31 protein-coding genes and 1 pseudogene are annotated in these 26004 nt (G+C 69.6%); 12 read left to right on the forward strand and 20 right to left on the reverse strand.

The features are described from left to right. Nucleotides 1-85: 85 nt before the first annotated feature. From HED23_RS10430 to HED23_RS36025, 8 genes are all read left to right on the forward strand, one after another. Complete coding sequence (locus tag HED23_RS10430; protein ID WP_109882004.1) at nt 86-310, forward strand: hypothetical protein; 225 nt, start codon at nt 86-88, stop codon at nt 308-310. Beyond that, nucleotides 307-972, forward strand: coding sequence for a MobC family plasmid mobilization relaxosome protein (locus tag HED23_RS10435; RefSeq protein WP_109882003.1), 666 nt, complete (start codon nt 307-309; stop codon nt 970-972). Before HED23_RS10430 ends, HED23_RS10435 begins: the two co-directional genes overlap by 4 nt. Continuing rightward, on the forward strand, nt 972-2732 hold the full coding sequence (locus HED23_RS10440; RefSeq protein WP_203183117.1) for a relaxase/mobilization nuclease domain-containing protein: 1761 nt from the start codon (nt 972-974) through the stop codon (nt 2730-2732). The genes HED23_RS10435 and HED23_RS10440 overlap by 1 nt, the downstream gene beginning before the upstream one ends. Nucleotides 2733-2838: 106 nt before the next feature. Continuing rightward, nucleotides 2839-3243: a hypothetical protein gene (locus HED23_RS10445; RefSeq protein WP_203183118.1), complete on the forward strand. Its 405-nt coding sequence runs from the start codon at nt 2839-2841 to the stop codon at nt 3241-3243. 642 nt (nt 3244-3885) lie between these two features. Then, nucleotides 3886-5844, forward strand: a complete 1959-nt coding sequence (locus tag HED23_RS10450) for a hypothetical protein (RefSeq protein ID WP_203183119.1) — start codon at nt 3886-3888, stop codon at nt 5842-5844. Next, entirely contained in the window at nt 5841-6254 is a 414-nt protein-coding gene (locus tag HED23_RS10455; RefSeq protein ID WP_124280836.1) for a hypothetical protein, read from the forward strand. Before HED23_RS10450 ends, HED23_RS10455 begins: the two co-directional genes overlap by 4 nt. 95 nt (nt 6255-6349) lie before the next feature. Further along, on the forward strand, nt 6350-6670 hold the full coding sequence (locus HED23_RS10460) for a hypothetical protein (protein WP_203183120.1): 321 nt from the start codon (nt 6350-6352) through the stop codon (nt 6668-6670). A gap of 233 nt (nt 6671-6903) precedes the next feature. Further along, nucleotides 6904-7446: an endonuclease domain-containing protein gene (locus HED23_RS36025; protein ID WP_420803070.1), complete on the forward strand. Its 543-nt coding sequence runs from the start codon at nt 6904-6906 to the stop codon at nt 7444-7446. Nucleotides 7447-7450: 4 nt separating this feature from the next. On the opposite strand, the gene HED23_RS10470 is transcribed toward HED23_RS36025, so the two are convergent. After that, complete coding sequence (locus tag HED23_RS10470; protein WP_203183122.1) at nt 7451-9001, reverse strand: serine/threonine protein kinase; 1551 nt, start codon at nt 8999-9001, stop codon at nt 7451-7453. A 186-nt stretch (nt 9002-9187) separates the two neighbouring features. Between HED23_RS10470 and HED23_RS10475 the strand changes: the two genes are divergently transcribed. Further along, the gene (locus HED23_RS10475) at nt 9188-9934 is read left to right on the forward strand and encodes a TIGR02391 family protein (RefSeq protein WP_238441909.1); all 747 of its coding nucleotides are present in this window, start codon (nt 9188-9190) and stop codon (nt 9932-9934) included. A 654-nt stretch (nt 9935-10588) separates the two neighbouring features. Beyond that, nucleotides 10589-11266: a hypothetical protein gene (locus HED23_RS10480; protein ID WP_203183123.1), complete on the forward strand. Its 678-nt coding sequence runs from the start codon at nt 10589-10591 to the stop codon at nt 11264-11266. A gap of 346 nt (nt 11267-11612) precedes the next feature. Here the strand turns inward: HED23_RS10480 and HED23_RS10485 are convergent, their stop codons facing one another. The 4 genes from HED23_RS10485 to HED23_RS10500 form a co-directional block, all read right to left on the reverse strand. Then, complete coding sequence (locus HED23_RS10485; RefSeq protein ID WP_203183124.1) at nt 11613-12668, reverse strand: hypothetical protein; 1056 nt, start codon at nt 12666-12668, stop codon at nt 11613-11615. Nucleotides 12669-12670: 2 nt separating this feature from the next. Continuing rightward, nucleotides 12671-12838, reverse strand: a complete 168-nt coding sequence (locus HED23_RS10490) for a hypothetical protein (protein ID WP_164494105.1) — start codon at nt 12836-12838, stop codon at nt 12671-12673. A gap of 272 nt (nt 12839-13110) precedes the next feature. Continuing rightward, a complete protein-coding gene (locus tag HED23_RS10495) occupies nt 13111-13275 on the reverse strand; it encodes a hypothetical protein (protein WP_203183125.1) in 165 nt (54 codons plus the stop codon). Between the two features lie 194 nt (nt 13276-13469). After that, nucleotides 13470-13685: a hypothetical protein gene (locus HED23_RS10500; protein ID WP_203183126.1), complete on the reverse strand. Its 216-nt coding sequence runs from the start codon at nt 13683-13685 to the stop codon at nt 13470-13472. Between the two features lie 307 nt (nt 13686-13992). On the opposite strand from HED23_RS10500, the gene HED23_RS10505 reads away from it, so the two are divergent. Next, the gene (locus HED23_RS10505) at nt 13993-14349 is read left to right on the forward strand and encodes a hypothetical protein (protein ID WP_203183127.1); all 357 of its coding nucleotides are present in this window, start codon (nt 13993-13995) and stop codon (nt 14347-14349) included. Nucleotides 14350-15024: 675 nt separating this feature from the next. Here HED23_RS10505 and HED23_RS10510 read toward each other — a convergent pair. Both HED23_RS10510 and HED23_RS10515 read right to left on the reverse strand, forming a co-directional pair. Next, entirely contained in the window at nt 15025-15237 is a 213-nt protein-coding gene (locus HED23_RS10510) for a hypothetical protein (protein WP_109882237.1), read from the reverse strand. Between the two features lie 100 nt (nt 15238-15337). Beyond that, nucleotides 15338-15595: a DUF317 domain-containing protein gene (locus HED23_RS10515; protein ID WP_238441910.1), complete on the reverse strand. Its 258-nt coding sequence runs from the start codon at nt 15593-15595 to the stop codon at nt 15338-15340. Nucleotides 15596-15901: 306 nt separating this feature from the next. On the opposite strand from HED23_RS10515, the gene HED23_RS10520 reads away from it, so the two are divergent. Further along, nucleotides 15902-16165, forward strand: coding sequence for a hypothetical protein (locus HED23_RS10520; protein ID WP_203183128.1), 264 nt, complete (start codon nt 15902-15904; stop codon nt 16163-16165). A 4-nt stretch (nt 16166-16169) separates the two neighbouring features. Here the strand turns inward: HED23_RS10520 and HED23_RS10525 are convergent, their stop codons facing one another. The 13 genes and pseudogenes from HED23_RS10525 to HED23_RS10580 all read right to left on the reverse strand — a co-directional run bounded on the left by HED23_RS10525 (nt 16170) and on the right by HED23_RS10580 (nt 25909). Continuing rightward, the gene (locus HED23_RS10525) at nt 16170-17096 is read right to left on the reverse strand and encodes a winged helix-turn-helix transcriptional regulator (protein ID WP_203183129.1); all 927 of its coding nucleotides are present in this window, start codon (nt 17094-17096) and stop codon (nt 16170-16172) included. Nucleotides 17097-17120: 24 nt separating this feature from the next. Beyond that, complete coding sequence (locus tag HED23_RS10530; protein WP_203183130.1) at nt 17121-17948, reverse strand: large ATP-binding protein; 828 nt, start codon at nt 17946-17948, stop codon at nt 17121-17123. Further along, nucleotides 17945-18610 carry a hypothetical protein gene (locus tag HED23_RS10535; protein ID WP_203183131.1) on the reverse strand — a complete coding sequence of 222 codons (666 nt, stop codon included), beginning with the start codon at nt 18608-18610 and terminating at the stop codon, nt 17945-17947. Before HED23_RS10535 ends, HED23_RS10530 begins: the two co-directional genes overlap by 4 nt. Beyond that, nucleotides 18607-19083 (reverse strand): hypothetical protein, encoded by a 477-nt coding sequence (locus HED23_RS10540; protein WP_040025651.1) that lies wholly within the window; start codon nt 19081-19083, stop codon nt 18607-18609. Before HED23_RS10540 ends, HED23_RS10535 begins: the two co-directional genes overlap by 4 nt. Next, nucleotides 19080-19859: a glycosyl hydrolase gene (locus HED23_RS10545; protein WP_203183132.1), complete on the reverse strand. Its 780-nt coding sequence runs from the start codon at nt 19857-19859 to the stop codon at nt 19080-19082. The genes HED23_RS10540 and HED23_RS10545 overlap by 4 nt, the downstream gene beginning before the upstream one ends. Then, nucleotides 19856-20455 carry a DUF4913 domain-containing protein gene (locus tag HED23_RS10550; RefSeq protein WP_037882112.1) on the reverse strand — a complete coding sequence of 200 codons (600 nt, stop codon included), beginning with the start codon at nt 20453-20455 and terminating at the stop codon, nt 19856-19858. The genes HED23_RS10545 and HED23_RS10550 overlap by 4 nt, the downstream gene beginning before the upstream one ends. 93 nt (nt 20456-20548) lie before the next feature. Continuing rightward, on the reverse strand, nt 20549-21445 hold the full coding sequence (locus tag HED23_RS10555) for a DNA cytosine methyltransferase (protein ID WP_420803071.1): 897 nt from the start codon (nt 21443-21445) through the stop codon (nt 20549-20551). Nucleotides 21446-21566: 121 nt separating this feature from the next. Beyond that, nucleotides 21567-21833 (reverse strand): annotated as a pseudogene (locus tag HED23_RS35860) (hypothetical protein); the annotation flags it as partial. Then, nucleotides 21830-23002 carry a DnaB-like helicase N-terminal domain-containing protein gene (locus HED23_RS10560; protein WP_203183133.1) on the reverse strand — a complete coding sequence of 391 codons (1173 nt, stop codon included), beginning with the start codon at nt 23000-23002 and terminating at the stop codon, nt 21830-21832. The gene HED23_RS10560 and the pseudogene HED23_RS35860, both read right to left, overlap by 4 nt. Continuing rightward, nucleotides 22999-23229: a hypothetical protein gene (locus tag HED23_RS10565; protein ID WP_203183134.1), complete on the reverse strand. Its 231-nt coding sequence runs from the start codon at nt 23227-23229 to the stop codon at nt 22999-23001. Before HED23_RS10565 ends, HED23_RS10560 begins: the two co-directional genes overlap by 4 nt. After that, the gene (locus HED23_RS10570; protein ID WP_238441911.1) at nt 23226-24494 is read right to left on the reverse strand and encodes a type IV secretory system conjugative DNA transfer family protein; all 1269 of its coding nucleotides are present in this window, start codon (nt 24492-24494) and stop codon (nt 23226-23228) included. Before HED23_RS10570 ends, HED23_RS10565 begins: the two co-directional genes overlap by 4 nt. A 79-nt stretch (nt 24495-24573) precedes the next feature. Next, nucleotides 24574-25014 (reverse strand): hypothetical protein, encoded by a 441-nt coding sequence (locus HED23_RS36030; RefSeq protein ID WP_203183136.1) that lies wholly within the window; start codon nt 25012-25014, stop codon nt 24574-24576. A 79-nt stretch (nt 25015-25093) separates the two neighbouring features. Next, entirely contained in the window at nt 25094-25909 is an 816-nt protein-coding gene (locus tag HED23_RS10580; protein ID WP_238441912.1) for a hypothetical protein, read from the reverse strand. Nucleotides 25910-26004: the final 95 nt, after the last annotated feature.

Consider the following 26004-nt stretch of genomic DNA (forward strand, 5'->3'; position numbering starts at 1 on the left):
GGGTGACCAAGCCGGTCACCCCGGCCGGTCACCCGCTCCGCATGTCTCCGAGACACCCCGCCACAGCAGAAGCGGAGAGCACCCGATGCGCACTCACCCGGCCACGCCCGCCGAAGTCGACTCCTGGCTGACCGTCCTGCACCAGCACGGACACCTCCACCGCGCCCAGTCCGGCCCCGACACCACCTGGATCGTTCAACGCGAGCAGCCCGACCGGCCCTGGACCCTGCACCACCCCGTCCTGGCCATGGACTGGATCGAGGGACTCGTCCGCGAAATCCAGCAGCAGGACCCGGAGACGAGCCGGTGAACACCAACGACCCGGTGGCCACCCCCGCTGGACAGCATCGTGACCCCACCACGGCTCCTGGCGGAGCAAGCTATCGCGTACGACGGTCCTACGGCCCGTCGTACGCACTTGCCCCCGCCCGGGAGGGCGGGGGCAGCCCGGCTGGTCCCCGAGCGAGGGCGCACGGGGACCAGCCGGGCAACCGGCACCAGGGGGCGCCGGTCATCGGGGGAGAAGCAGATGACCCTGCCGACCGCGAGCAGCCGAGCCCGAGCACGCCCGCCTTCCCCGACCGCACCCCGCGCCGCCGTAGCCGCAACCCGAGCGAGCGCGCCCGCAAGACGACCACCCGCCTCTCCGACACCGAGAAAGCCGAGATCACCGACGCCGCCACCCAGCACGGCGTCACCGTAGCCCGCTTCCTCGCCACCGCCGGCCTGAGCGCCGCCCGCGGACGTGCCGCCGTGCACAGCAACGACCAGCTCGACACCGCCATCGATGAACTCGCCGCTCTACGCACCGCGCTGGCCCGGATCGGCAACAACATCAACCAGATCGCCTTCGTCCTCAACAGCGGTGGCCAGCCGCGCGCCGGTGAACTCGAACACGCTCTGGGCACGCTGACCGGACTTCTCGCCCGCGTCGATGACGCGGCGAACGACCTGGTGACCCGGCGGCTGTGATGGTTCCCGACATCGGACGCGGCTCCCGCACCCACGGCCTCCTCGTCTACCTGTACGGCCCCGGACGGCGCGAGGAGCACACCGACGCGCACCTCGTCGGCTCTTGGGACGGCTTCGCCCCCGACCCTGGCCTCGACCCCGACCCGAAGGTCACCCTCGCCCGGCTCACCGCCGCCCTGGACCTGCGGGTCAAGCAGGCCGGCGACCGCGCGCCCACCAAGCACGTCTGGCACTGCTCAGTCCGCACCGCCCCCGGCGACCGGCGGCTGGACGACGAGGAGTGGAACGCCGTCGCCCAGCGCATCGTCCACGCCACCGGCATCGCCTCGGCCGGAGACCCCGACGGCTGCCGGTGGATCGCCGTCCGCCACGCGGAGGACCACATCCACATCGTCGCCACCCTCATACGCGGCGACCTGCGCAACCCGCGCCTGAACTACGACTTCAACAAGGCCCAGGCCGAATGCCGCCGCATCGAGCAGGAGATGGGCCTGCGGCGCCTGAACGCCGGCGACGGAACCGCAGCGAAGAATCCCAGCAGCGCCGAGAAGTTCAAGGCCGAGCGCACCGGCCGCCCGGAGACCTCGCGCGAGACGCTCCGTGAGGCCGTTCGTCGAGCCGTGGCGGGAGCGGATTCGGAGGAGGAGTTCTTCACGCGGCTCCGAGAGGTGGGGGTGCGGGTGAAACTGCGGCACGCTCCGTCCGGTGACGCGCTCGGCTACAACGTGGCCCTGCCCGGCGACCGCAACCGCCACGGAGACCCGGTCTGGTACCCCGGCTCCAAACTGGCCCCCGACCTCTCGCTGCCGAAGATCCGCCTACGTCTGACCGAAGGAGCCGCCGAGCCGAGCCCGCCCTCCGTCACCACTGACCGGACCAACTGGTCACCGCCCGCCCGTCAACGACGCAACGCCACCGTCATCGCCGAGCGCTCGGCCACACTCCTGGAACGCGACGAGGACGGCGAGGCCGCCGCCCAGCTCGTCGGCGTCGGAGAACTCCTTGACGCGGTGGCCCAGACCTCACCGGCCACCACGCGCGCCGAGCTGGCCGCCGCAGCTCGCGCCTTCGAGCGGGCGACCCGCAGCCACGTCCGCGCCGAACGCGCCGACACCCGGGCCCTCCGCTCAGCCGCCCGGGGCATCGTCCAGGCCGGCGGGGCGCTCGGCCGAGGCGAGGACGGCGGCACCACCGCCATGCTCGTCTCCACCCTCGTCCTGGTCACCCTCGCCGCCGCCCGCTGGCACTCCGCGCGCGGACACGCCCAGCAGGCCCACGCCTCCCGACAAGCCGCCGCGCACCTGCGCACCGCCTACCGGCAGACCGCCGCCACGCCGATACGAGTGCTGCACGACCAAGGTCGGGCCCTTCCAAAAGCCCAGCGCCGCACGCACGAAGCCACCCTTCGCGCCGTCCTGCCGGAGAAGGTCGTACGGGCTGGGGGCATGGAAGCGAGGACCGACGCCTTGGTCGCCACCCTCGCCCAGGCCGAGCGGGCGGGCCACGACTCCGAAGCCCTCCTGCGCCAGGCCATCGACATGCGCGAACTCGAAAGCGCCGATGACGTGAGCGACGTCCTGGTCTGGCGCCTGCGGCGCATCGCCCAGCTCCCGGCACACCCGGGCGAAGGTGCCCGTCGTCCGCAGGCCGCCACCCGCCAGGCCACCACGCCGAGCAACCGCACCAGTGAACGAAACGCGACGGCAGCCGCACCGCTTGGGACTGTTCAAGACCCAAACCGCCGCTCGTCACGTCGCTGACCAGGTCGAACCGGTAGTCGACCACCGACCGAGCGGACGCTGCGAAATGAATGGACAGCTGGTTCCACCGGCTGTTACGGATGAAGACAGGACCGACAACCGGGAGATGACGCTCGTGCTCAGAACCACCACCCGCACCACGGAGCCGGCACCCACGCTGCCCGTCCTCCCCACTGGTACCGACCCCCTGCTGCAGCTCCAGGCCGAGACGCGGCCGGCCGACGGCCCCGGGGCGATTCGCTGCGTCGGCCACTCACGCGAACTCGCTCTCGGGGGCATCCCCGTGATGTGCTCCGCCTGCCGTGCCCGGCGCGACTGGCTGCTCATCAACCACGGGCGCAACGTCTGGGTCCGCTGCCGGTGCGGCAACCAGTGGCTCGAGCCCGAGATCAGCCGCGCCGACTTCGACGTCCTGGTCGGCGGCCCGCACGGGACGACCTACCCGAGTGTCGAGGCGGGCTTGACCGCGCTCGGGTACGACGGCGTCTTCGCTGGCATCTACCTGGAGTAGGCGCGCACCGGCGGCAGTGGGGATCTGGCTGAAGAACGCGCGGGCCGCCGCCCGACGCGCGGCTTGCGGTGCTTGAAGGTGTCGCGGTCGTAGCAGGTGCGGTCCTCGACCGCCTCGGTGAGCCGGCCGACGGCGTCGGGCGGGCGGCAGCATCGCTGCCGCCCGCACCGGAGCGACAGGAGCGGCAGAAGTGGAGGCCGCGGCGGGGGCGGCCGTCGTTAGGGGGAGGGCGGCCAGGGCGAAGGCGCATGAGGCGCGCAGCAGGTTTCTGATCACACAGCAGTGACTACTGGCCCCTGGGCGGTCGGTGAGGTAAGGACAGGCAGATCACCAATTCCCCTGCGCCGCTTGTCTGGACGGGTGTACTTTTTGCCCATCGCCGCCGCCAAGGGCGGCCTGCTGCGCAGCTGGTGGAGACCGCGGTCTCTACCGGCAAGGCCCGAGTACGCCGCCCGCATCACACGGGGCGGGCACTCGGATTCCGCCTCCAGGCCACCGAAGCGACGCCGGGTCAACTTATCGACGGACCGCGGTCCTCGCTGGGCTGGCGCGGGTGCGCTGCGCTCTGATGACGCTCTGCTCGCGTACGTCGATCACCGGCTGCGATCCCGCCTCGCGCCGGCCAACGCGATTTGAGGCCATGTGAGCACCGTCGAAACCACCGATGACCTGCCCGACATCCAGGTTATCGACATCCGCTCCGGCGACCGTTCGACGCCATTCGAGCACCGCGTCGTGCCGGTCAGCCAGACCGCCAAGGCGATCAAGGCCCTCGAAAAGGGCCAGCCAGGTGGCCAGCTCACCGCCGACGCCATTCTCCGGATCGCGTACAGCGCGGTCGAGCCGGACCTCCTCGCCGACCTCCGCCCTGAGCTCCGCCGCGTCGAGACCGGTTGGCTGACCGTCATCAACTACCGCGCGTACACCCTGATGCTGTCCCCCGCGGTCGAGAACGACCGGCTCCTCGACCAGGTCCTCTACGCGGCCGACCCGAACACCGCGGCCCAGCAGCGGGTCCTTTCCATGCCCGCCGCGCACGAGACGAAGGCCGCTCTCGTCTACACCGAGCCGATGGGCGCCCTCATCGAAGCCGTCGACCTGGCGGCACGCAAGGTGAGGATGCAAAACAAGCAGGAAGTCGGCCGGCGAATTGTGGAGCGTCCGCTGACGGCCGTACCCGTTGCCTTCCTCAACCCCGGGCGCCACCCTGCCGAGGACCTGGGCCTCGTCGACGGGAACAGTCGTTGGGGGTCATGCACCGCCCTCGTCCCGGTCCCGACCGACGTCATCGACGCCAAGGATGAGGAGCGCCCTTCACTGCTCCCGTCGTACCTCATGAGTCTCCCCCTCGCTGACCGACGCAGCTTCGTCCGTGAGGTCATCAAGAAGGCGTACCGCGACATCAAGGCCGCCCCCGGCACGAGCAAGGCTGCCCGCGCCAAGCGCGACAAGGCCGCCAGGCTCCTCAACGCCATGACCGTCCCCGTGGAGGTCGTCATCGGCTACACCGACGACGCCCCGGACATGGGCATGCAGCGCTTCCCCGCCGCGGTCCGCTCCCTGCTGATGCGCATGAACATCGGAGTTAAAGAGTTCGCGCCCGCCTCGAAGAACAGCGTCACCGCCGAGGAGACCGTCACCGCTCTGTTCGACGAGGGCCAGCTCGGTGACAACGCCCAGGCCATCAAGGACGTCCTCCTCGGCCGCGTCGACATGACCGACCATATGAAGACCCTTGGCCTCAGTGCCCTTCGGGACCTCCGGTTCGCCTTCATCGCCCAGCAGCTCACCCGCAAGGAGCCACGGCTGAACGCGATTGCGGCTGCCAAGCTCGACAAGCGCGGCTTTTATGTCTCGGGTCGCAGCGGTCTGGTTGTCGAGCTCGGCCTGCGCGCGTACTCCGCCTTCCTCGAAGAAAGCATCAAGCCCGTGCGCACCGCGCTGGAGGCCGGCGGTGGCTGTCTGTGGCAGGACCTCGTCAACCACGAGTGGACCGTCGAGAACATCGACAACGACCAGGCCGTGGACGGCCTCCTCCGGCGTACCGAGAACGGCGACATCCCCGCCAAGCTCCTCCTCGGCATGCTTGCCATGGTCGCCCTCGTCACCAGCGGGAACCTTCTGGCTGCCGGCGGTTCCGCCGAGCAGACCGTCGGCCACAAGGTCATGCGAAGCGGTATCGGCGCGGTCATCAAGGAGGTCCTTGGAAAGGAACATGGGCCGAAGGTCCTCGCCGACGCGATCAAGCGGGTGCGGCGCAACGAGCATCCGCGCTGGTGGGCCGACAAAGACTGGGTTGAGCACAACGACTGGAAGGGCAGCGACTTCAACGCCCACCTGCGTTACGCCGCCCTCCACGGGTTCAACCCCGAGGACGAGGCCAACGGGCTCTCCGGTACCGCTCGCGAGGAGAAGAAACTCACGGACTTCCAGGCGTCCCTCACCACGGCCTCCAACCACCTCGACGACCTGATCGAACTGCGCACGGAGAACGGCACCACCGACCGCCTCTCATGGGAGACCGTCGAAGCTTCCGATAAGCAGCTCCGCCGCATGAGCAGAATCCTCGACCGCATCTCCGAGGAGGAACTGCTCGGATGACCGACATCGTCTGGGCCGGCCTTGTGGCCATCACTGACACCCGGTACGCCATGCTCGCCCGGCTCGCCGGCCAGTGGCTCACCGAGGAGCGGCCCGATCCGGTCTCCATCGGCGAGAACTTCGAGTACGAGGACAAGGCCATCTACATCGTGGCCAACCGGGAGGGCCTCGCCTGCTACTGCGGACAGACCGCCCCGACGCGGATGCTGCCCCGCGGGGCCGCCGCGACCAGGGTCCACCAGCACGTCAGCCGCACCAGGTCGAAGAAGGAGGAGTGGGCCGAGTACTGGGTGATCCCGCTGAGCAGTGCAACCCCCGCCCACGTCGTCTCCGACCTGGAGAAAACCGTGGCCGCCCGCCTCGGAATCCCCCTCGTGCACCGGGCGCGCGTCCCCCGCCGACGCGCCTGACCTCCGACCGACGCCCCGAAGTACAGCTGGGCCCCGCACCCTCCCCCCGGTGCGGGCCCAGTTGCGGTGTCAGTGCCCGCTGCCATCATCCGCCTATGAGCGTGAGCCCGAAGGTGGCCCGGTCCACCCTTGTGGAGCTGACGCACGGCTGTGCCGTCCCCATCTGTTCTACGGCCCTGACCATGCGTGGCACGTTCGTCCGTCACGGGCACGTTCTCGTCGGCGACGTAGCCCTGCGAGGCCTCAAAGCCAAGGGCTCTTGGGGCTTCGACGAGAGGGAGGTACGCCGTGCCGCCCAGGCACTCATGGACTTACCGGTCGACGCACAGGACCTGGTGCAGATCGAGCTCCCCGTGAGCCGCCCCTCGGAGAGCTACTCCCGCAGAGACCTGGGCGGCCCCACGGGCTCACTCTAGAGCAGTTCAAGAGACGTGCCGGCGACAGCACCGTCGCGGCTACGAGACCGCTGAGTCTCCTGTCGTGGTCCGGCAGCCACTGGCTGCTGCCCCAGGCCTACTGTGATCTGCTGGACCGCTGGGAGAGCCTGGAGAAGGAGCTCACCGCCGCAGCCCGCCAGTGTTCCTCCTGCGGTAAGCAAGGACCCGCCAGCAGAGACTGGCGAGTGCCCAGCACGACCGGGTGCATCACCATGTGCCCGCCGTGCTCAATTTCCTCCCATCCAGCCTACGCAGGGCATCTTCATGGTGTCGCCTACACCTCGTTGCGCAGTACGCACCGCGCCTCCGACTACTTATGCCGGCTGTGCAAAGCCAGCCAGGCCTCAGTGCGGGACCACTGCCACGACCACGGCTACGTACGCGGGCCCCTGTGCGCGCGCTGCAACGGCGCTGAAGGCTCAGGCCGGCGCTTCCTCGACCGGGACGGAAGCGTCCGCCATCTCCTCCAGTGCGCTGCCTACTACCGGGAACGGACACTTCCTCGCCGATATCAGAGTGCGGTGGCCGCCTCCTACCTCGAGGCGGCCGAAGGGCACGGGCACCCTTACATCCAGCACGTCTTGCTCACCGATGACGGATCGACGAGGTTCACCGTCAGCTGTTACACCCACCACACCTGTAAGTGGACCCGCGAACTGAGCCCAGAAGAGATCGCTGCGTTGGTCAGGCAGTTCGTTGAGAATCGACTATCCACGGAGAAAGGCTCGCGCTCCGACAACCCTTACGTGACGTAAAAGCTCAACCGCGCCACCATCGCCCTCTCCTGCCGCCGACGGCAGGGGGCGGTGTTGCAGGGGCAGGTTGCTGGGAAGCAGCGGTGGCAGCGTTCTGCCATGTTCGTCGCAGGGCGTCGGGCAGTTCTGGGAAGTCAGTGTTGTGGTGGGCCATGTATTCGGCGATCGCCGGCAAGGCGTTGTAGGTAATGGTGATCAGCCGATGGGCGAGGTCAAGCACATTGCCCTGGTAGCCGGTTCGCTTCAGTACGGGGGCGCCCGGGCCGCGGAAGAAGGTGATTGCATGGGCGGCCCGCTGAGGGCTGTTCTCGAGCAGGCTCTGCAATGCGTTCACGCCCCATGCTTCGTTGCCGCCGTTCAAGGCCATGGAGGCTAGGCGTGCCTTTGGCGCATGCATTCCGATGAAGGACCTCAGGGCCGCTGCCTCGGCATAGCCGCTGTCGCGGCTTGTGAGACTCATTGCCAGCCGCTCGCTGGTGCGGACGGCCTGCTCTCTGATTGATTCGATGTCCTCCAAGGCCGTCAGCACCCGGACCTGTGGATCCAACGCAGTCTGGGCAGCAGCGGTGACGGTCTCGATAGCAGTTCTGGAAGCGTCGGAGTCGTGCCCGGGTAGGGCGGCGGGTGGGGCCCACAAGATGGCAGGGAGTGGGGGGAGAATAGTGGTGCGTGCATCGGTGAGGGTGGGGAAGGCCGCAACGCCGGCAGCGCCATTGAGGGCAGCTGCCTGGGAGGCGAGTTCAGAGGCAGAGGGCCGCGCGGCTGGGTCCTTGGACAGGGCTGCGGCAACCAGGGCGGCCAGTTGGCCGGGTATGCCGACGAGCTTGGGAACGCCGGTAACGATGCGGTACTCGATGCCCAAGGGCGCCCCAAAGGGATGCTGACCGGTGGCGGCGTAAGCGGTCAGCAGTCCCCAAGCAAACAGGTCCGAGGCGGTCGTGGTGGCGGCGCGCTCCAGCTGCTCAGGGGCCATCCAGCCTGGTGTTCCGGTGGTCATGCGGGTTGCGGTTACTGCGGTGGCGTCCAAGTGGTGCGCGATCCCGAAGTCCACTACGCGCGGGCCATCGGCGGCCAGGATCACGTTCGTGGGCTTGAGGTCGCGGTGGGCAACACCAGCGCGGTGAATACAGATCAGCGCATGCGCCGTCGCTGCAGCGAACGTCGCCAGAGAGGTGCCCGTGAGAGGGCCGTGGGCTTGGACATGCTCGGTCAGGGTGCTGCCTGCGACATAAGGGGTGGCCAGCCAGGGTCGGTCGGCCTGCGCGTCGGCGGCAGTCAGCTCAAGCAAGTACGGGCCGGAGATCTTGGTCAGGGTGGCGACCTCCCGTGCGAACCGGCGGCGGTGCACAGCATCGGACGCGAACTCCGGGTGGAGCACCTTCACCGCCACAGGCGTCGCGCCTGGCGGATGGGCCAAGTAGACCGTGCCCATGCCGCCGGCACCCAGGCGGCGCAGCGGCCGGTAGGGGCCTATCCGATCTGGTAGTCCAGCCATGTCCACTGCAGTGCCCTCCACGATGTCGCCATGGATCAGGCCGTGATCGTAATGCGTCAAGAGTGGGAGACGGCCTGTTGGGGAGCTGTAGGCCGCGGCCCTTGCATCTGAGACCTGCCTCTGCGGGTCCCGTGGTGCGGGCACACGCACCCCTCCAGGCGCTGGCCGCTGCGTACGGAACCACCCGCATCCTCTTCCCCAGCGATCAGCGGATGCGCGGTTCGACCCGCTGCTAGCGTTCCAGCCGTGACTTCTGCGCGCATATCCGGCCCCCTCGTGCCCGAAATTATCCGCACACTCCCCACGCCCGAGCTCGGGTTGCACCTGCTCGCCTCACTCGCCGGGAACGCGAGCATCAACTCCAACAACGTCCTGCGCGGCTTCCAGACCTCCTACGGCGGCGGGTACAGCGGCAACTCCTCGGAACCCGATCTCGACCGGCTCCTGCAACGAATCGCCGATGCGTGGGCGTGGCTCGTTTCGAAGGGCCTGATCGGACCACATCCGACCCAGGACCAGAACTGGAGCAGGGTCACCACCGAAGGCCGCGCCCTGGCTCAGGACCCGGCCGCGCTCCTGAAACTGCACGGCGCCGAGCGCCTGGCCGGCCCCTTGGACGAGGCGCTCACCAGGGCCCGCACCTACTTCAACCTCGGAGACTACGAGACCGCTTGCTTCGCTGCCATGAAGGCCGTCGAGGTAGCTGTACGCGACGCCGCTGGCCTGGCCAACGGGCTCACAGGCACCGCGCTGATGCAGCAAGCCTTCCAGCCCGAGAAGGGACCGCTGACCGACACCGAGAGCGAGCGCGGTGAGCAGGTTGGCATGATGAGCTTCTTCGCTGGCGCCTTCGGAGCCTTCCGCAACCCGGTGGGTCACCGCACGGTGCACTTCGACGACCCGATGGAAGCAGCCGAGATCATCCAGACCGCCGACCTCATGCTTCGCATCGTGCGCCGTGCCCAGAAGCGCAACTGCGCCGCCGACGCGTAGCAGCGGGGTACAGCGAGCGCACCGCCGCACCGCACGAATTATCGGAAGACCGACGGCACTTCACCCAGCTCAAGCCCGGTGATCTGCGGACCGCCCTACTGGCGTGTCAGACCCGGTCAAGATGATGGACGAACGACGTTATGACGTGGGGGGAGCGCTGTGAGCTTCACTGCCGTACACCTTGAGCGGGGCCGTCTGGACGCCTCTCTGCCGGATCTCGGCTGCGGCTGGGACTGGAATGCGATCCACCGCGTGCAGCCACCGGCCCGCCTGGCATGCCCGGAGTGTGGCCACGAGATGCACGCCAAGGTGTCGCCCTTGGGGGCTGCGTTTCTTCGCCCATGCGCCTATGGCTCCGACCTGCACGCTGGCGGAGGAGTCCATGGCCCACCACCTGCTCAAGCTAGAGCTCGCTCAGGCGGCCCGCGCGGCCGGATGGATGGCCGAGCTGGAGGTGAGCGGGCCGGACGGTCGTTGGCGGGCGGACGTCCTCGCTTCCACGGCCAAAAACCGGCGTGTCGCCCTGGAGGCACAGCTGGCGCCCATCACCGCCGCCAAGATTCGTGCCCGTACGGAGCGGATGGGGGCTTACGGTGTAGGGCCTACTGGTTCAGTGACCGCACTCGGGTTCCCTGGCTGGGCGGCCTTCCCTCGGTGCGGCTTATTCGGCAGGGCGAGGGCCTGGTCGCCGTCGAGCCCATGGCCCGGTTCACGGGTGCCTGCTGGGCCCCTGAGCCTTCCATGCCGCTCGCCGAGTTCGTGGGTAAGGTCCTCACCTCGCGGTTCGTCTCGCACACTCCACGCACCCCGCATTATCACGTGGGTCAGCCCATGCCGCTGCTATGGGTCCATCCCAAGTGCGTACTTGCGGAGGCTAAGAAGCTGGGGGAAGAGGAGAAGAAGCAGCGTGCGGCCCAGGAGGAGCAGGAACGTGCTGAGGAGCGGGGGTACGCCCGGCGGGCGGCCGCGCTCGCAGAATGTACGGCGCGCTCCGACCCGGACCGGGAGGCTCTGGCCCGGCACTCCGCCCGGCTGCCCGGGATCCAGCAAGCCATCGCCCAGACAGCCGACATGTTCCTCACCCGCGTGACTGTCGGCTGGAGTGTGGGAGATAGCCGCTACTCCAGCGGCATCCCGCTCGTCAACGACCACGGGAACCTGCTGGCTGTCTTCGACCCGCTCCCCCTGGCCGACGGCCCCTGTCCCGACTTCCTCCTGGACGTCGGGCTGCCGATGCTCTTCCCTACGGAGGAACGACGCGAGCGCTTTGAAGAGCACCGAGCCACTGGTGAGCGACTTCGTTCCCGGCGGGCTCTGGAACGGGATGCCTGACCTACACAGTCACGCTCCTCTGGGCGCCTCCCTGTCGGTGTGACGTCGACAAAGCCACGAGGCAGGAGTTCCGGAGGAATTCCGCAGTCTCGGCCTCCATATCCACGCCGCCGAGCAGCTGCGTGGGGGCGAGACGGTGAGCAGCATCGCGCATAGCGTCGGTGTCGCCTGCGGCGTGATGGGCTCGGCTTGACCCCTGAGACCGACGCGGGGTAGGTGCGAGCGTGAGCCGGACGGCTGCGGCAGCGCGGGAATGATGGAGACACCGCAGACCCGGTCGTGCCGTGTCAGTGGTCAGCTCTGAGTATGAGGCGGGGGCGGCGACCCGCCGGCCGGCTCGTCGCCCTCAGGCCTCCGCTCCCCCTCCGAGAGTGCCCCGGTGCGCCGGGTAGGCGACGTCCAAGGCGTGCATGACGGACATGTAGCGACCCAATTCCGCGGCCCAGTCAGGCTCGGTCAAGTAGTGGACTGTGTTGAGGGCGACAGCGGCCAAACCGGGTGCCCCCTCTGGTGTGATACCGCCGCATACGGCCCACTGTCGCCACATCACATCTGCGGTCAGCAGGGCGAGAATCTCCGGATCGGCCGAGGAGCGCCGCATCAGGTCGTGAAGAGCGCCGGTCGCCAACGTGCAGGTGTGCACGGCGTGGCATAGGGCCCGGTCGTCGGCCGTCTCGACGGTGCGCACCATGCCGGTAATGCCCTGAGCCCACGGGGACTGTGCCAGCAGGTCGGTCCCAGCAAGCTCAGCCTGTCGGTGCTCCTCACGGATGTGCTCGATCGCCTCGGTGTGGTTTGGCATGGCCTGTTTCATGGCTTCCAGCAACTCCTCGATCCCAAGGTCGGCGGCACCGCCGAGCAGCAGCCGGGCGCCGGGGGCCATCAGGGCCGGGTGGAAGACGTTCGGAAGAGCGTCCGGCGAGCGGGGCAGTTCGAGCCCGGCTTCGGCAGCGTGGGCGCGCAGAGTCTCGCCCAGGTCCCTCCGCGGCAAACGCCGATTCCTCAGCATCTTCGTGGCCGCGGCCTGTCTGGCTTTGAACGCCCGGTCGGAGTTCCCGGTTGGGATCTTGTCGACGCCCGCTCGCGCCAGCGGCCGGTTCAGACTCACGACCAGGGCCGCCCGCAGCCGCTGGGCGCTGTCATGGGTGCCATCGGCTGCCCACAAGTGCCACCCGGTCCACCCCATGCCGCGCCCCTGCCGCGCGGTGATCGACAAGTGCAGAGCCCGACGCAGGATGTGGGGCTGGATCGTGGAGGAGTCCGGCCCGAACCAGGCCGAGGGCTTGGGAAGCCAGCTGTTCTGTTGCCAGCGCTCAACTTGCGTCGGGGTGGCCTTGAGCCCATGTTCCTTGAGGGCTCGGACCAGGGCAAGGTGGGCGGTGGACGGCTTCGTGCGGGCCATGGTCAATTCCCCCGGTCCTGGCTGCCGACGGTCAGGACGGAGTACAGGGCGACGGCGGTTCCAATCGCACTCGCCCATGCCTCGCTCTGCGCGGCTGCGATGGCCGCAACCGTCACTAGGAGCAGCATGGACGAGCGCGGGCCGGCGCCTCCGCCGGCGTTGGTGTTCACGTACGTGGTCCCTTTCGTGAGGTCATGCTGCCGGGCATGCCCGGCAGTGCAGCCCGACCGTGTGGATCCGGGGGCCGGTGCCGCACCTCTAGGAGCTCACGACGCTTCTCGGAAGATGCAGGAAACTTCGCGGGGTTATCGTCGGTCACGGCGCTTCCGCACCATTGACCAGGGGTGACGCCGGTCAGGTCGGAGTGCTGCGGAAGCACGAAAACTGCACGGCGATCTAGCCCAAGACCGCTGAGTCCTATCGAGCAGCCGTCACACTCGCGTCACTTCTGATGTGGGCGTGAGGGCATGCCGGTCGGCTGCCACAATGCGGTGATCCCTTCCGGTACGCCGGGGTGGTCCAGGAGGAACACCGCGACCCACTCGTAGTCGTTGCCGTCCACGTGCAGGACGCGGCCTCGTCCGTTGACCATGTCGGCGGGCAGCATGCGTAGTGCCGCACACTGCCCTTGGCCTGGCTCATCGCCTTGGCCGCGACCTTCTGGATCCAGTTTGCCTCCAGCGCGTCGGCCTTGGGCGCGATCGTGCGGGCCTTGACCTGCACCACCACGTCGCGGTGGCCGGCGATCAGGAGCCGGTCGCCCTGCTCACGTGAACCCGAGCCCTTCGCCGCATGCGCGACCTACTGGAAGACGAAGTCCGGCAGACCCCACGTGGCCGCCGCGGTGTGGGCGGCTTCCTCGGCGGCCGTACCGTGTTCGATGTGCGCCGGCAGGGGTAGCGCCGGAGGAATGCGCCGCAGGTGGGGACCGCTCGGCGTTTCGACGATCAGCGTCAACGACGTGGCGTCGTCCTCGTCGACGAGGCGCCACAGGGCCGGTGAGGGCGTTTCGGTCATGGCGCCCATTACACGCCACACCTGGCGCCCGGTGCCAGGCATGTGCCCCGAATTCCGGAGCAGGAGTCGGGCGTTTTGGCGGATCGGGCACGGCCGAAGCCGGTGACGGTGACGACCCGCGCAGGGCCCGGCACCGCGGCCGGGCGGGGTCGGGCACGCATCGCTGAGGTTCCGGCGGCTGGCACCCCTTGGCCTGCAAGGCGACACGGCACGGCCGCCGAGGGCCGTGCGTCCAGGGGATGGATGACCGTGCGGCGTCTTAGCCTGTGTTCACGGTGCGGGGCCTGAAGGAAAGAAACGAGGTGCCATGAGTCATCCCCGCATCACCGCAGCGCAGTTCATCGCCCGGATACTCCCCGGCCCGTACGAGGCACAGCTCGGCGGCCCGGACCCCGAGGCCCTGCACCATCTCTTGGCCGCCGTCCACGCAGATTTCTGCTGCCCCCCGAGCGGCCACACGGTCTCCTGGCAGGACTGCTACGACACTGCACAGCAGCGTCCCCTGCCGCACAAGGCCGGCTTCCTGCTGAATGAGCGCGGCGAGCCGGTACCGGTCCCCGCCCATGTGCGAGATGAGGCCGCCGACCGGGCTCGCGAAGCCCAGGCAGCAGCGGCCCGCATCCACCGGGCGGCTGCGAACATGCCGCTGGGCAGCCAGGGCTGACGCCTGGCGGGGAGAACCTGTGAGGGAGCCCCAGGCGTGCTGCCCCGCGCGGTTCGCGCGGGGCAGCGATGCGCGCGGCGGTGGGGCGCTGCTGCTGGGCGGGGTGAACTTCCTGCGCCAGGCCAGCGACCCAGAGCCTCTGGTCGTCGGCCATGGTGTCCTCCTTCGACGGGTCGAGCGCACGCAACATGCGGGTGGACGCACGGCGAGGCCGCCCCTGCCTGATCGGCGTGGGGCGGCCTTCGGTGGTCCTTGGTCAGACTCCGGCGAGTCGGTTGGAGAGGTCGAGGGCGTCGGTCGTGAAAGAGAGGGAGGCGCACAGGCCGGTCACCTCGTACAGGGTCGGACGGACCAGGCGCGGCCAGTCGTCCGGGGCGGCGGGCCAGGAACCGAGGAAGCACCTCGGTCGTGGTCAGCCCCAGGTACGTCGTGACGTCCCAGCCGCTGCGCGAGGCGGGCTCCCAGCGCAGTCGGATGCGCCCGAGGGGAAGTTGGGGAGTTTCGGCAGCGAGCCAGGTGATATCGAGGGGGCCGTCGGGGCGGGTGGAGATGCGCTGGATAAGCGCGCTGTGCACGCCGTGCGGCATGGGGCGCGCCGCGACAGTGTGCAGCGCGAGGCGGGGCGCGGGGCGCGAGAGGGACGAGATGGAAGCCTCCGTGGTGGTAGGGAAGCGATCAGGCCCAGGTGAGGGCGTCACGCGCCCCCACCGGGAGGTAGTCCTCCTGACCGTCGTCGGCGATGTACGCCTTGCCGTCGCGGACGACGACCTCGGCCCCCACGAAGTGGGCGAAGGCGAAGTCGGGGTTGACAGCGAGACGGACCGGCAGAGTGGGGTCGAGTTCCTGGAGCTGGCGGAGCAGGTGGCCGACGGTCAGGTACTGAGGCAAGGGAGTCTCCGTGAACGGTGGACATTGACGGGGTTGGTCGGCCCGACGACGAGGAGTCGTCGAGCCGTCGGTGGATGCACGAGCGGAGCCTGATCGGCGGTCAGCACGAGGAGCTGATGACCAAGGCGGCGAGGAATCCGGCAACGGCCTCGGAGGGGGTATGGAGACCGAACTTCTGGACCCATGCGTCGCCATCGGCGGGCTGCACCCGGACGTGCCAGACGATGTTGCGCTGCCAGGCCGACGGGTCCTCGGGGAGCCAGCCGACGTAGACACAGCCGTCGGGGTTGGTCGCGTGGACGTTGGCCTCAGGGGTGTCGACGATCGCCCACCCGAGTGCGTCCAGGAGATCGAGCACCGGCCCTGCACCGTGGTCGGTGGAGAGCCAGTGGAGAGCATCCGCCGTGGGGCGGACACCGCCGGAAGGAGGGTGGCAGAGGTGCTCACAGTTGGATGGATCCTTTCGTTGACCTGCGGTTTTCCCGACATCCGTACGTTGGCATGCGGCATGCCGAAGTACGTAGTCGTTTCCCGGCAAGGACGTCTGCCGTGGGCGAACTCGGGGCCGTCGGCAGGCGACGGGAGACCCGGGAATGGACAGGCCACCGCGGTTGTCCTACATGGGTTGCGGTGACGGGCCGCAGGCGAGAGAAGGGGGACAGCGATGGCCGAGGCGAGCAGACACTGGGACGGCGCCGGGTTGGAGCGCAAGATCCGCGCGGCGGGGCGGCCGTGGGCCGTGGGCGACATCGCGATGGTCGCCGACGGCCAGTGGGGAGTCGGCGCACAGCCCGACCAGTGGCCGGACGAGGAGATCGTGAAGCGCCGGGTCGCCGAAGGCCGGCGTGTGGAGCTGACGATGGAAGAGCTGGCCCGCGCGGTGGGCCTCCGCGCCGAAGAGGGTTACCGCGACGAGAATCAGAGCTAACCGCTCAATATCGGGGGCCCGTTGTGGGCGTCGAAGGCCCGACGACAGCCGCCGAGGAGGACGGTTCGGGCACGGCCCCTGGGGCGTGTCGCGTCAGCCTGGAGCGGGCGACAGCGGCCTGTGCCAGCCGAACCGCCGGTGCCTCAACCTCGGGTGCGGCGGCCTCCCGAGCCTCCGCCACGCGCCGGATCGCCTGGAGGTACGCACGGCTCTCCGCGTGGGCGACGCGGAGGCTGACCGCCGCTTCGGTGATCCGGTCGAGTTCGTCGAAGTCCGGCACGTACCCATGCCGGGACAGGGCGTGAAGACGGTCCTGGTGAACGGTTACCGCGTTGTCCGTGATGGCCAGGGCCGTTCGGGTGTGCATGGCGCAGCGCAGGAGCGGGTCGTCGCTGGGGTGGCGGACCCCGTCGGCCTGAAGCCGCAGAAGTCGCTGCCGCGCGAGACCGTTGTCCAGGCCGGCCGCCTCGGCGATGTGAACGAACCGCATTGGGCCTTCAGCGGAGTCAAGTACCTGAATCACGTCCGTCGAGTGCCGAAGGTGCAGGCGGCGCAGCGCATCCTCGACCCGCTCTGCTTCGGCCATCGGTTCCTGTGCCACGTGGGTGCGGGACCAGTCCGACACCGTGCGGAGGACGGGGGCCAGAGACGTGCCGAGCGCGCTGAGCCGGTACGGCGCGCCCCGCCGGTCGTCATCGCGGATCACCAGTCCGTCAGCGTGCATCGTGGCCAGCCGTTTGCCGACGAACTGCTCACTGACGAAGGGGAGCTGGGCAGCAACGTCGCGGACGCGCATAGGGCCGTTCACCTGGGCCAGGGTCATCGCGGTCCAGGTAGTCCACTTGGGCCCGATCCGGGCGAGAGCCTCCTCGACGCGCTGGGCGTCGATGGAAGCGATGGAGAAGGTGGGAGGCAGGCCGGGGGTAGCCATGGTGGGGTCCGTATCGGGATGAGGTCAGCGTGAGCGGGGGGTCGCGAGGGAGGTCCTGGCGATGGGCACGGCGGCCGAGTCGGAGAGCGCGCCTGACGTGGGCCGCGTGGTGGTGCGGCCGAGGGCGGCGGACACCCGGGAGGTCGTCGCGCGACCATCACGCAGGGCGGCTTCCCCCTGCGCAGTGAGCGAGAGGAGCTGGCCGGGCCGGTACACGTTCTCGGTGATGTCCTGATGCAGTAGCCCGTCGGCGACCAGCCGCTGCACGGTCTGCGGGAAGACCGTCGGGTCCTGCCACTGGGCCTTCTCTCGCGAGATGTGCGGGTCCTTGCCGATCGCGTTGCGACGAAAGCGAACACCTCCGGCCGCAACCGCTTCGAGTGCTACCAGCCCGCGCTCCCCGGCGACGGCCCAGTCGTCGTCCCGGTGGGGCCTCGTCTTCTGGCCCGGCCCGTGGCTCTTGTTGCTCGCGTGTTGAGCAGGCTCGGGCGAGGAAAGAAGCTGGCGGTAGGCGGACAAGGACTCGACGAGCTGGCTGTATGCCCGGTCCTGCTGGGCCAGGCCGTCTCCGAGATCCGGGAGAGCTGTCCGCAGCAGCGCGTACGAGACCTGGGCTCGGCCGACTTCACCGCGACCAGTGCCTTCGAGTAGGCGCTGAGCGCGCTGGACCGCGTTGAGCACGCTCTCGTGTCGCTCGTCCAGCGCCGCTGCGGCTTCGATGACGCGTGTAGCGGCCTGGTGCAGCGGCTCCTCCGGACCATGTGCGAGGGCGTGCACGCTGACATCCCCGACACCGAGCACTTCGACGACGAGATAAGGCTCAGGGTGTGTGTCTGCGTCGTACGGGTTCACTCCGTCGTCTCCATCCGGGCGAGCAGGGAGCGGACCAGAGCGGGCAGGCTCCCGGGATCGTTACCGAGCCGAGGGCGGTCGCTCACTTCGCTGAGGAGATCGGCGTCATCGAGCAGGCCGCTGGAGATCTCCATGCAGGCGTCGGTGATCCGGGCGGCGGCGAGCAGCGACTGGGAGAGAACCTCGACGTAGTCGTCCGGCGCGAGACCGGCGGCCTCGGCTGCGTTGCGGACCGCCTCCAACTCAAGTGCGTTGAAGGCGAAGTCGAACTCGTCGTCCCGCTCAGTACCACCGGGCGCGGCGACGATCGGGGCGCGTGGCTCCGTGGGTATGCCCACGCGGGTACAGATCTCATCGACCGAGGAGGTCAGCTCGGCGAACGACTCGGTGAGCCACCCCAGCGCGGAGGCGTAGGAGGCCAGAGCGAACAGGCCCGCCGAACCAGCAGGGCGGGGCTCGGTGGCCACGAAGCCCTCGAACCGGTCGTTCAGCTCGGTGATCACGCGGGGCCCAGCGGCCAGCGGACCCAAGACGGGATGCAGGTAGGAGCGGGCGGCGGCCGTCGGGTACTCGGCGGCAGGGATGCCGCCGACGTTCTGAGCGGCCTCGGTGAGGAGATTCGCCAGCTCTGAACGGGTGAGCGTAGTACGGTCGTTGGTCATCGCTGGGCGACCTTTCGAGAAGCAGTGGCCGAGGGCGGCGCTGGTGACGGGGCAGCCGCGCGGCCCGTTGTCGGCCGTTCGGTGGTGAGTGTCGAGCGAGACCGGGCGGCCTGCACGCGGGCCTCCGTGGCGGAGTCCGGGCCGACCCCTTGCTGGGGCTCGGTCCGTAGGTGGGCCGCGCGGTAGACCGCGTAGTCCTTCCGGCTGCCAGCCGCCACGAGGTAGATCTCGCGCTTGTGGGTCGAGGTCGGTGGCGCTTGGCGGAACTGGATGACCAGCCGGTAAGAGACCTCCGGGTCGACGTACACCTTGTGGAAGCCGGCGAGGCGGCCCTTCAACGGCAAGCAGTCGTCGCTTCCGTGGACCAGGTTCTGCAGCTCCAGCAAGGCCAAATCGCGCATCTCAGACGGGAGTTCCCGCAGGTCGGCAATGGCGTCAGGATGCGCGGCGAAGGCGAAGCGGGCGCGGCTCACAGCAGCCTCCCCTGGACCGCACGCTGGACCGGTACCGCCGCCGACGCGCGGGGCGCGTCGAGCCCGATCCGCGGTGTCGGAGAGGTTCCGGCGGACCGGGAAAGGGCGATGCGGGCGATGCGAGCCCGGACGACAGCACCGTTGTGGCCGCTGTACTCCGGAGGCTCGGGCAGCGGTTCACTGCGCTCGTCCAGCCAGGTCTGGGCGACGCCGACGTCGGGGAAGGCGCCTTCGCGCATCGTGTAGGTGCCGGCGCCGTGGTTCCACTCCTCGTAGAAGAGGCGAACCGGTGCCTGGGTGGCCTGGGAGTCGTTGACGAGTGTCCACGCCTCGCTGGGGTTGTCGTCAGAGGTGTAGGTGTCGAGGACCTCGTAGCGGGTGCCCGACTTCTGGATCTGCTGTTCCACCTGGAGAGTGAGGTCGTCGGCGGGCTCGATGTAGTCGCCACCGTGCAGTGCGATCCGTTCGAGCGGGCAGCCGCGTTCTGCCAGCCAGTTCTGTGCGAAGGACGCCGTGGCGTGGCGACTCGTCTCGAACGTGAACGTGGACTGCCGCAGATCCCGAGCGACCGCGATCGCAACGAGCTGTGGCTCGCCGGGTATCCCCCAGGTGACCGATCGGTCGTGGGCGAGGACGAAGCTGTGCGAACCGTTGGGTGTGGTGTGGTGCTGGGACAGCACCGTCAGGTCGCCAGCCCAGAGAGCCTCCATCGCCTCCTCGGAGTCGTCGTCGACCGGCGAGAGATCGTCGAGGCCGAAGTCGAGAACGTCGTTCACGCCGCCACCCCCGCCTGCTCGGGCGCCGGGGTGGCCAGCACCCGGTGATTGGGGCGAGTTGCGCTGGTCGTGCAGGCCGCGAACGGTCCGTCGGGCGCACGCAGGTGCGCCAGGGTCTGGTCCAGGTGGTCGCGGTGCCAGGTCGAGGGGCCGGACAGGCCGGCCTCCGTGTCGGTGAACTGCTGCCAGGCGAGCCAGAGTGCGTGCAGCCGGGCGACGGCCTCGGGGTGTTCGTGCCAGTGCGCGCACCAGGGACGGCTCGTGCTGATCTCCCGGCCGTACACCGGCAGGAAGAGGTAGTTCACCCAGTCGCTGAGGGCAGCGAGTTCGACGGCGTACTCCTTGCCGCCCAGGGCGAGGATGAACACCGAGGCGGGGCCGTCGGGCTTCTTCCCGTCAGCCGCCTCGGCTTCCGGAGCGCCGTCCGGCGGCTGGATGGCGCCGGGGTCGGGCTCGGAGCCGAGGCGGTCGAGGATGACGCCGTGCTGCCTGACCTCGGCCATGGTCTTGGCGAGGGTGCTGGCGAGGTCGTCGAGGTCTGCGTCGGGGACGCGGTACGGCTCGGGGCCGGGGGAGGTCGGGCTGGTGTCGGCCATGGGGGTGCGCTCCATCTGTGAGACGGCGACATGCCCGAGAGGATCCGGAGAATCAGCGGTTTGGTCCGGCCGGAAAATCGCGGTAGTGGAGCGCTACCGGTCGGCGCAGCGGGGACAGCGGGGGAAGGGTGGTGCCAGCAACTGCAAGGCGTGCAAAGCCTGTTGTGGGACAACGCCGTTGCCGAGCGCGGTGAGCTGCGCGGGGCGGCCGAGCCCCGGAGTCGCGGTGACCCAGCCGGCGTCGAGGCCCTGCATCCACTCCACGAAGTCCGCGCGGAGCCGACCGGCGCCGTCCGTGGGGGCCGGGGCCGGGCGGGTGAGGCTCTCCCATCGGGTGATGGCGGATCCGTACGCTCCCCATCGCCGGTCTGCGCCCCTGCTTCCGGCGTCTCCTCCGCCCAGAGGGGCAGGACCACCGCCGACAAGGGAGGTCGCCATCCCTTCCCGGGGCGGCGGCCCGGGGTGCCCGTGTCGCTGGCCCTCGGCGTCGGCAACAGAGACGCAGCCGCGCTGGGCAGGGTCATGTCGCCATTGCCGTGCCGCTGGTTCGGCGAGCCCTTGATGCCGTCCGACGCCTTCGGGGTCGGCAGCAGCAGCCACTCGACCTCGTCGGCCAGGTTCGGACCGTGCCCCCCGCTCTTCCGCTTCGATGGATGCTGGCTGCCGCCGTTCTTGCCGATGTTGCTGGTCGGCGTCTTCAGCAGGGTGCCCGGCGGGCCATGCGGCGAGGAAGGTCCGCTCGCGGCGGTGCGGGGCCCCGACGTCGGAGGCGCGAAGCACGAGCCACTTCGCGTCGTACCCGAGGTCGGCCAGGGATCCGAGTACGGCACCGAGTGCCCGCAGAGCAGGCTGACCTGCGGTGTCTCCCAGACACCACGGGCAGGGTTCCAGGTCGCCAGGGGAACCGGCGGGGGAGGTGAGGAGGCCGCGCACATTCTCGATCACAACCAGGCAGGGTCGGAGGGCTGCGACCGCACGGGCGACGTGCAGCCAGAGCCCGGAGCGGGTCTGGGCGTTGAGTCCGGCCCGGCGGCCGGCGACCGAGACGTCTTTGACAGGGGAAGCCGGCCGTCAGGACGCACACCCGGGGGACGGTGGACCAGTCGACGGCGGTGATATCGCCCAGGTTCGGGACGCCGGGCCAGTGGCGGGCCAGGATGCGTGAGGCGTTCGGGTCGACCTCGGCGTGCCAGGCGAGCGTGCCGCCGAGGGCGGCCTGCACGCCCAGGTCGAGGCCGCCGTACCCCGAGCAGAGAGACCCGATCAACGGGGTGGCGAGGCTCGGGGCCGTGACGCGTAGGTCCGGCGCGGCTGCGGAGATGGGGTAGATCAAGGCGAGTTCCAGGGGCAGAAGAGGCTGGTGGGGAGGGGGTCTCACGGGTGGCCGCGCGAGGGTGGTCGGGCTGCTGACAGCGTGGGGAGACGGCTGGCCGGGGCTGGGGGTGACGCGCCTGGGCGTGGTGTGCTGCGGGCGCGGGCGGCCTTCACTCGGTCGGGCGGCGGCTCGGCCGCCGACGGAGCGGATGCCGTGGTCTTCGGAGCCGGACTGCTGTTCGCGGTGGCCCAGCGGGCACGTACCTCGTCGAGCGGACCCAGTTCGTGCAGGGCGTGGTTGATCAGCCGGCCGGGCCCCAGAGCCTCGTCCTGGGCCAGGGTTCGGATGGCTCGCGCGGAGGCGGCGGCGGTGCGGGTGACGGAGGAGCGCATCACCCGCTGTCCGAACCAGTCAGCGCTGCCGGGGACCATGCCTTCGCAGACGGCGGTCAGCTGCTCGCTCGACACAGTGCCGTCGGCCAGCAGACCGCGTCGCTGGGCCTCCCAGAGCAGGGTGATCCGGTCGATGGGTTCGCCTCGGTGGTGCAGCGCGCCCAGGCACCGGTAGAGCTGCCCATGGGTCGGGTCGGCGAAGTCTCCCGGCCGCAGCCAGGCCACCACCTCGCCCATGGCCCCCGGCTGTTCGGCGAGGACGGCCAAGAGGAACCGCTCGTCCTCGGCGACCTGGCCGCTCTGCGCCGGAGGCGGGATGTGCGTGGCGGCAGAGGGTCCAGCGGTGGGTGGGACCGGTCGAGGGTCGGTTCCCCAGCGTCGTGCAAGGTCGGTGAGTACGCCGGTCAGGACGTCCGCCGTGCGCAAGGCTCCCTCGACCTCGCCCTGGACGGCGTCGGCTCGAGCCGCCTGGTGGAGACGGATCGCGTGCTGGGCGACGGTGCGGTGAATCGCCCCCTCCAGCACCATGCGTCCGTACACGGGGGCGTGCTCTGTTCGGGGACACGCCTGGATCAGGGTGTGGGCGTACGCCGCGGTCAGCCCGCGCACGTGCTGTCCGGCCTCCTCGACCGCGTCGGTCACCCACGACAGCGGCAACGGACCATCGGCCGAGAGCGCGGGATGCCCGTCGTTGCGCAGCTTGCGGAGGGCGTCGAACAGCGCCTGGTGGACGGGCCGATAGAAGTGGTCCGCAGCGAGCCACTCCAGGTGCGTGAGCTGCTCGGGGTCGAGGAGTGCGGCACCGAGGACCGCCTGCTCGGCGCTCATCAGCGGGTTCACCGCCGGCCTCCGGGATCAACGCAGGGCGCCTCGTCCTGCCGGATGAGGAGGTTGGCGACTGCCTGGTCGGCAGCGGCCATCGACAGCGCGAAGTCGTCCAGGACGGCGGTGAAGGCGGGATCGGAGGCGGGAACCGAGCCTGCCCCGCCGTCAAGCCACCACCGGCCACCGCGCAGGACGACCGGAGCGTGGGCCAACCGCCCCTGCTGTGGTGTGGGCGTGCTCATGCCGACAGTCCAAGATCGTCCTGGCCGATGCTCTTCGCGAGGGCACGCTCGGTGATGGCCTTCGTGGCGCGAGCGGAAGCCGGGCCGACCACCTTGGCGGAGGGCTCCTTGTACCAGGGCTTGAGGTTGAGCATGGCGACCCGGATGCCGGTGGCCAGCAGCAGAACCTTGCCCTTGGGCAGGGCGCGGATGGCGTCCGGCGGAAGGATCCGCTCCGTGCGCATGCTCACCGAGGTGGACTTGCCGCCCTCGCTGGTCGACACCGAGGTGGTCTGGACGTCGTGATCGCCGACCTGACGGCTGAGCCGGTCGGCGAAGTCAGCGTCGTCGATGCCAGATCCGATGATCTTGATGGTGGCGGCGGAGTACAGGGCGTCCATACCGGCCTCGCCCCAGCACCGCTGGCCCTGACGGTAGGACTGCAGGATCGTCATCGGGATGACGCCTCGGCTGCCCAGGTGGCTGTAGAGATCAGGGAGGTCCGAGATGCGGCAGACGTTCGCTGCCTCGTCGAGGACGCACAGGGCGGGCGGGTCGAGTCGCCCGCCGGAGCGCTCGGCCACGATCACGGCCGCGCGCATCACGGCGTCGGCCGCTGCAGCGATGATCGCGGACGCGCTGCCGCCGCCGTCCTTGCTCAGCAGGTACAAGGTGTCGCGGGACGTGGCGAAGGCGAACGGCTGGAACTCGGGAAGGTCGTCGTTGGGGGTGACCCAGGCGGCGACGTCCGGGTCGAGCAGGCAGCTCGCGTACTGCCTCGCGGTCTCATAGATGCCGTCGCGCGTTTCGGTCGCGCCGGAGACGGTGCCCTGGAGCTGGGCGGCGACCGCATGGTGGCTGGCGTCGGTGAGCAGGTCCACCGGGGTGCGGTCGGCCGGCATCGCGAGCCAGGCCAGGACGTCGGTGATCGGCCGCCGGTGGGACGCGGCGGCGAGGAAGAGGGCACCGAGGGTGTTGCTCGCGGCGGTGGACCAGAAGTCGGAGCCGCTGGACTCGTCCACGCTCGCGGTCACGAAGTGCCCCGCCAACCTCTTAGCCCCGGCGAGATCGCGGGCGTCAGCGAGGATGTCCCACCACATCTCGCGCGGCTGGTGGGCGATCTGCTGCGGGTCGAGGGTCCAGATCGTGCCGACCTCGGAACGGGCGTCCACCGTGGTGGTGAAGGCGTCGTTCGCGGCTTTGTTACTGGTGAGCAGGACCGGGCCCGGTGCCGAGAGGATCGCGGGGATCGCCAGCCCGGACGTCTTGCCGGAACGTGGGGCCATGATCGCGACGATCACGTCCTCCCAGGACGCGCGGACCTCCGCACGACCGGGATCGAGGGTGCCGAGCAGGATGCCGCGGTCAGCGGGCAGGACCTCTTTTACTCTCCCGGCCGCCCAGGCTCGGGCGCAGGTTCTTCGCCTTGGCGACGATCTCCTTGTCCAGCAGCGGCGCCAGGTCCGCCTTCCGGGCGAGGCCGGACTTGGATCCGGCACGCCACCGCATCCACAGCACGGCAGCGGTGACGACCAGGGCAACGGTGAACAGGGCGGGGACGACGCGGGCGCCGACCATCAGCATGCTGGTGCTCAGGGCCGGCCACAGCACCTCCGGGTGCAGCAGCGCGTCCGTTATGCGGAAGGGGGCCCATGTCCCGCTCCCGACGAAGGTGTTGGTGAGATTTCCGGTCAGCCAGGCCAGGGAGCCGAAGGCCATGGCGGCGCCGAGGATGCCGAACAGGAGATAGAGGAGCGCGTCCGACCCGGTGGTGGTCGAGGGCGCGCTGGTGCGCGGGGAAGGCACGGCGGTTCCTTGGGTGTGCGAGCGGGCAGGGGCGGGGCGCGCTCGGCTCTCGTGGACCTCATGGGGGTACTCCTGGACGTCAAAAGCGGCACGTTTCAACGGGGTCGGCCGGCAGAACGAGGCGCGGGGAGAGGTGCTGCGGTGACCGGCGGCGAAGAGAGCGGCCAGGGTCACCGTCGGGGGCTGAGGCGCGCGGCGGGTGACCCGCCGTGGTGTGCGGCGGCATCTGGGAACTGGACGCCGAGGAGACCTTGGCCTGGTTCGCCGCAGGAGAAGTGGTCAGAGCGGCACCACGGTGATCACGGACGGTCCGTGCTGCCGAGTAACTCGTCGAAGAGGCGCCGACGCGGCGTAGCTCGGCCTCGGAATCGACGAGTTCGGACTGGGCCGAGCTGACGAACTCCGAGGCGAAGCCGAACCGGTCGGCGAGCGCATACGCGTCGTCGTCCAGGTCGTTGACCTGTTCTCCCGCTGCTTCCAGCGCCTCCCGGACACGCTCCAGAGCACCGTGCTCGGGGTGAAGGAGGAGGTCAACTGCCCGCTGAAGGCTGGCTCCGTCTTCGGCCGCACGGATCTGGTCCGTGATGCTGAGAAGTTCGGCTCCGGCGGCGTAAGGCCCCAGCGCATGCACCGGAGGGCTAATCCGGGCCGTATCGAGAGACTGCGGAAGGGTGACGTCATAGCGAGCGGCTCGAAGCATCTCGGCCGCATGGCTGGCGATGGCGACCTGGTCGGCGAGCGGAGTGGTGGTGGGCAGGCGATGGCGTCGGCCGTGCCAGTCGTCGATCTGCTTGAAACCGGCGTGACGGAGGAGCTGCGCGGAGAGGTCATCAGTAGCGCCCTTGGCAACGACGCTGCCGCTGAACTCGGACGTGATGGTGATCGAGGTAGGCACGGAAGTCTCCGGGGCAGAGGGAACGAAGGACCCGTTGGAGGTGGGCCAGTGGGCAGAGCGTCCGGCAAATCCGGGGTTTGGTCCGGCCGAGAATC

Origin of the sequence: Streptomyces pratensis, assembly GCF_016804005.1 — a bacterium.
Taxonomy (GTDB): Bacteria; Actinomycetota; Actinomycetes; order Streptomycetales; family Streptomycetaceae; genus Streptomyces; species Streptomyces pratensis_A.

Excerpts from the sequence above, each read along its gene's own strand:
- HED23_RS10430 (WP_109882004.1), top strand. The coding sequence starts at position 86 with ATGCGCACTCACCCGGCCACGCCCGCCGAAGTCGACTCCTGGCTGACC.
- HED23_RS10440 (WP_203183117.1), top strand. The coding sequence starts at position 972 with ATGGTTCCCGACATCGGACGCGGCTCCCGCACCCACGGCCTCCTCGTC.
- HED23_RS10445 (WP_203183118.1), top strand. The coding sequence starts at position 2,839 with ATGACGCTCGTGCTCAGAACCACCACCCGCACCACGGAGCCGGCACCC.
- HED23_RS10455 (WP_124280836.1), top strand. The coding sequence starts at position 5,841 with ATGACCGACATCGTCTGGGCCGGCCTTGTGGCCATCACTGACACCCGG.
- HED23_RS10460 (WP_203183120.1), top strand. The coding sequence starts at position 6,350 with ATGAGCGTGAGCCCGAAGGTGGCCCGGTCCACCCTTGTGGAGCTGACG.
- HED23_RS36025 (WP_420803070.1), top strand. The coding sequence starts at position 6,904 with ATGTGCCCGCCGTGCTCAATTTCCTCCCATCCAGCCTACGCAGGGCAT.
- HED23_RS10485 (WP_203183124.1), bottom strand. The coding sequence starts at position 12,668 with ATGGCCCGCACGAAGCCGTCCACCGCCCACCTTGCCCTGGTCCGAGCC.
- HED23_RS10495 (WP_203183125.1), bottom strand. The coding sequence starts at position 13,275 with ATGCTGCCCGCCGACATGGTCAACGGACGAGGCCGCGTCCTGCACGTG.
- HED23_RS10500 (WP_203183126.1), bottom strand. The coding sequence starts at position 13,685 with ATGACCGAAACGCCCTCACCGGCCCTGTGGCGCCTCGTCGACGAGGAC.
- HED23_RS10505 (WP_203183127.1), top strand. The coding sequence starts at position 13,993 with ATGAGTCATCCCCGCATCACCGCAGCGCAGTTCATCGCCCGGATACTC.
- HED23_RS10520 (WP_203183128.1), top strand. The coding sequence starts at position 15,902 with ATGGCCGAGGCGAGCAGACACTGGGACGGCGCCGGGTTGGAGCGCAAG.
- HED23_RS10525 (WP_203183129.1), bottom strand. The coding sequence starts at position 17,096 with ATGGCTACCCCCGGCCTGCCTCCCACCTTCTCCATCGCTTCCATCGAC.
- HED23_RS10535 (WP_203183131.1), bottom strand. The coding sequence starts at position 18,610 with ATGACCAACGACCGTACTACGCTCACCCGTTCAGAGCTGGCGAATCTC.
- HED23_RS10550 (WP_037882112.1), bottom strand. The coding sequence starts at position 20,455 with ATGGCCGACACCAGCCCGACCTCCCCCGGCCCCGAGCCGTACCGCGTC.
- HED23_RS10565 (WP_203183134.1), bottom strand. The coding sequence starts at position 23,229 with ATGAGCACGCCCACACCACAGCAGGGGCGGTTGGCCCACGCTCCGGTC.
- HED23_RS10570 (WP_238441911.1), bottom strand. The coding sequence starts at position 24,494 with ATGGCCCCACGTTCCGGCAAGACGTCCGGGCTGGCGATCCCCGCGATC.